2 protein-coding genes are annotated in these 4,509 nt (G+C 57.7%); both read right to left on the minus strand.

The features are described from left to right. Positions 1-510 (minus strand): response regulator (locus tag AC1DRJ_RS19800; RefSeq protein ID WP_477803637.1); only part of this gene is annotated, 510 nt, incomplete at its 3' end. Positions 511-752: 242 nt separating this feature from the next. Further along, on the minus strand, positions 753-4,509 hold a 3,757-nt coding region (locus AC1DRJ_RS19805), incomplete at its 5' end, for an ATP-binding protein (protein ID WP_477803638.1).

The raw sequence follows: 4,509 nt of genomic DNA on the forward strand, positions 1-4,509 counted from the left end.
GTCGCGGGTCTCGGCCAGCGATGCAAGGGCCATGATGGTCACGTCATGGGTGGCTTGCAGCTCACGGGTTCGTGCCAGGACTTCCTGGTCGAGAAAGGCGTTGTGCGAACGCAACAGGTCCGTTGTGGCCTTCAGGCGCAACTGCGTCTGTACCCGCGCCAGCAGAATTGCCGGGTTGATCGGCTTGAACAGGTAGTCGGACGCTCCTAGTTTTAACCCCAGGCACTCATCTTCGTCTTGATTGCGGGCGCTAAGAAACAGGACCGGTACTTCACTTGTATTGGGGTCACCCTTTAGACGGCGGCAGACTTCATAGCCATCCATGTCGGGCATCATCACATCCAGCAGGATCAGATCGGGTATCGCCCGATTGACGATTTGCAGTGCATGGGCACCACTGGTTGCAATTCGGACGTGATAACGCTCACTCAGCAACTCACTGATCAGTTGCAGATTGGCTGGCATATCGTCGACCACCAGCACGCTGGGTCTAGGGGTTGAGTTGTTCAACTGGACTTCCTCGTGACGGGGTCACAGATGGAGCGGTAATGCAGTCGGGGGCGAACGTTTTGCGGCGGGAGCACGCTGGGAAAGGTGCGGCCTGTCGTTTCTGCCAAGTAAGTGCAGTAACGCATGCCGGGCCCACGTCTGCTCTGAAATGGCCTGAAGCGTGTGCGCCGCGCGCTGAAAAACGCTGAAAACTTCTGAACAGCGCGCTTTTAAAGGCATGAAGTGCGTGTAGCCCTGACGTTCTATCCGCTCATTGCGCCTGTACCACAAGCCTGCATGGCCTCGCTCAGGCAGGCTTGCGCACGCTCGAAATCGAAACGTTTCACCGCGCTTTCCAGTGGCTGGAAGCTGTTTGCAAACGCGCCACGGAGTAAGCCTGCATGTGAGGAAAAGTAGGGCAATGCCTGCGCATCAAAGTCACCCAGTAGTGCATCGAGATGCTGGCAGATCCGTTGCAATTCGACCCCGTCGACTACTGTCGGTACAGTCTCGACTTCACAGGGCAACTTCTCCCGCAACTGTGCCAGCAGTGCCTCCAACGGTTCAGACAACGCCTCCAGAGCGATTTGCAACTCATCCTCGGATCGCTTGGCGCGCAGGGCCTGCTCCAATGCATTTGCCGCCTGGGCGACGGCGTTGGCACCGATGGTTGCTGATACGCCTTTGYAGCTATGGGCCAACAATTCGGCTTTATCCAGTTCGCCTGCCGCCATCGCCGCGCTCAACTGATTCAACACGGGGCGTTGGCTGGCCAGGTAGTGATGCAACATGTCCGCATACAGGCTGTGCCTGCCCAGTACCCGGCGAAGGCCGGCAACCATGTCCACTCCGTCAAGTTTCAAACCCGCATCAGCACACCCCACCGTTTCCGGCTCCACGGCGCATTTTTGGTGGGCCGGCGTCTCATTCAGCCAGCGTCGCAAAACGACGTAGAGCGTCTGCGGTTCGAAGGGCTTGCTGACAAAGTCGTTCATGCCTGCCGCCATGCAGGCGTCATGATCACGCTTGCTGGCATTGGCAGTCATCGCGATAACGGGCAGGGTGCTCAGGCCAGGCTGCCCACGCAGCAGGCGGGTGGCTGCCAGGCCATCGAGCACCGGCATCTGCATGTCCATGAACACCAGGTTATAGCGCTCGGCGGACAACCGATTCAATGCCTGACGGCCATCCTCCGCGATATCGACGCAACAACCCACTGCCTCCAGTAATTCAGCAGCGACCTGCTGGTTCAGCTCATTGTCTTCTACCAGTAAAACACGGGTCCCTTCGGCCACTTTCCAGTCACAGAGCGGTTCCCCGGCGCACAGGTCATCAATGACATTGCTATGGGACAACAGCAGACGGACCTCAAACCAGAAGTTGCTGCCTTCACCCAGTACGCTCTGCACACCGACTTGGCCGCCCATCAACTCGGACAGCTGTTTGGCGATTACCAGCCCCAGGCCCGTGCCACCAAAACGTCGTGTGGTGGAGGTATCCGCCTGCTGGAAACTCTGGAACATGTGTTTTAACTGTTCGGCCGAGATTCCTATGCCGGTATCGGTCACGCTAAAGTAAAGCAAAACGTCATCGGCGCCAGCCTGACGCAGGCTCACCTCAACCCGGATCTGCCCGCGTTCGGTGAATTTCACCGCATTACTCAGGAAGTTAAGCAGTATTTGCCGCAGTCGCAGGGGGTCGCCACTCAACCGTTCCGGCACATCCGCAGCGACATTGAACCGCATGTCCAAGCCTTTATCGGCAATACGCGGATGCACCTGGTCGAGCACTTCTTCCAGCAATTGGGCCAGGCTGAAGTCGCGGACCTCCAGCTGAAGTTTTCCAGCCTCGATCTTGGAGAAATCCAGAATGTCGTCAATGACGCCCAGCAGATGCCGGCTAGAGCTTTGTACCTTGTTCAAGTAGTCGCGCTGACGCTCGCTCAGGTCGGTGCGCAAGGCCAGGTACGTCATGCCGATGATGGCGTTCATCGGTGTGCGAATTTCGTGACTCATGTTGGCCAGAAACTCGGCCTTGATGCGTGCACTGTCCTCGGCCAATTGCCGCGCCTGTTGCATTTCTTCTGCCGCCGCGCGCTGGGCGGAAATGTCCTCGATGATCCAGATCGAACCTTGCGACGACAGGTTTCCGGGGGCGACTGCGCGTGCACTCATGCTCGCCCAGAAGCTGCTGGAGTCCCTGCGACAAAGCTGCATCTGCTGCTGATAGATTTCACCGCGGTCCAGAGTCTCGCGAACCTTGGCTTCGAACGGGATAATTGCCTCTGTCGACATGAGCTGTTCCAGCCAGATCAGCGGAGAGCGTTGCAATTGTTCGCCCGCTGCATATCCGAGCAACTCGTCCAGCCGCGAATTGGCCTGTACGATCAGATTGCCTCGCACCAGTGCAATGCCATAGGGCGCCGAGGTCACGATGGCCTGCTGCTGTTCGTGCGCTTCACGCAGGTTGCGTTCTTCTTCTTTGCGCTGGCTGAGATCGCTAATCGCGACGCACAGGCATTGCCCTCGATCCTCTCGCATCGGCAGCAGGCACAGACGCAACTCGGCAGGAAACTCGCTGCCATCGGCCCGGCGGGCAATCACCTCGACCCTATTGACCACTTTGTTTGTACGCACCTGCGCGAGCAGACGTTCTATGGTTTCGAGCTGACTGTCGGGCACCAGCGCCCGGTAACACTGGTCGAGCAGGCTGCCGGGCGCATAACCAAAGGTCGCTTCGCTCATCTGGTTAGCCAGGATCACACCGTGCTCGTCGAACACTAGCAGCGCTTTAGGCGCAAACTCGACGATGCCGCGATACCAGCTTTCGGTGGCTTCCAGGGACTGTTGGCGCTGTTGCAGGATCAACGCCTGGCTCTTCAGTTGCTTGGCCTGTAGGCAGGCCTGGTGCAGCAATTGCTGATTGTGCAGGCGCTGTTGCAGCAAATTCAGCAGTGTGCCCAGTTTATTGGGCAAGCTGTCGAGTAGCTTGAGCTGGGCGAGATCCGGGCGATGAGCGAAATCAAGCTCAAGGCTGGCGAGCTGCTGCCCATCCTGCAGCAGTGGCAAGCTGTAATGCACTTGGCCAGTACGCCCGATGACGGGCTCTGTATCGAATAGCAGAACCGTCTTGCAATTCAGGGATTTGCCCAGCTTTTGCTGCAACCTTTCGGTAAAAGCCTCCCGACTTGCACACAATTGCAACGCTTGCACCAGCTCGCCGAGTTGTCCTTTGACCCAGTGCTTTCGGAGCAGCTCTTCATTAACGTCGACATACGCATCGAGTGCTTCCGCCAGGGCCACGACTTCGGTAAGCCCCTCGCGATGCCACGACTTCCCAACGGCTTCGCCGGCATTCATGCGGCGTATGCGTTCGGAAAGACACAGCAGAGGTTGCACCAATTGACGACGCAGAATGACCAAAAATACCAATAGGCCCGCGCCCAGCGTAATCAATTGCAGCAGGGCGCTGATGTGGGCGGCCAGCTTGGCGTTGTCCCGAGCCGCCTCGAAATCGCTGTTAAAACGTTGGGTAGTCGAGAGTTTGAGCCGATTCAGCGCGTCTGCAAATTGCCACTCGGAATTGATGTAAGTGGAACCCGAAAGCAATGTCGGCCCCCCTCGGTGGAAGCTCTCCTTCATTGCCTGACGCTCCATGCCCGTCTGCCTGTGATCCATTTCCTCGACCGTGGTCAGCAATTGGTCTTCCGCTTCAGTCAGTCCGATCGTTCGAAAATCGGTGGCGATCTCGTGGAAACCCCGGTTGTTTTGCCACTTTTCGTTGTATTGGGTGAGAAACAGTTCGTCGCCGGTGCTGGCATAAAGGCGTGCCAGTTGCGTCAGTTCACGGTTGAGGGTCGCCATCAGCGCAATGTCGGTGATGGTCTTGTGGCGTCGATCAGTGGCTTGCTCGGCCTGCTTGCCGATGTACTCATCCAATCCCACGGAAATCAGGCAAGCAATCAACGCGATGCCAAATCCTGCCGAAATGAGTTTGCTCAGACGTTCCAGGCTCATGGGC

This window comes from Pseudomonas sp. P5_B2, assembly GCF_056400445.1.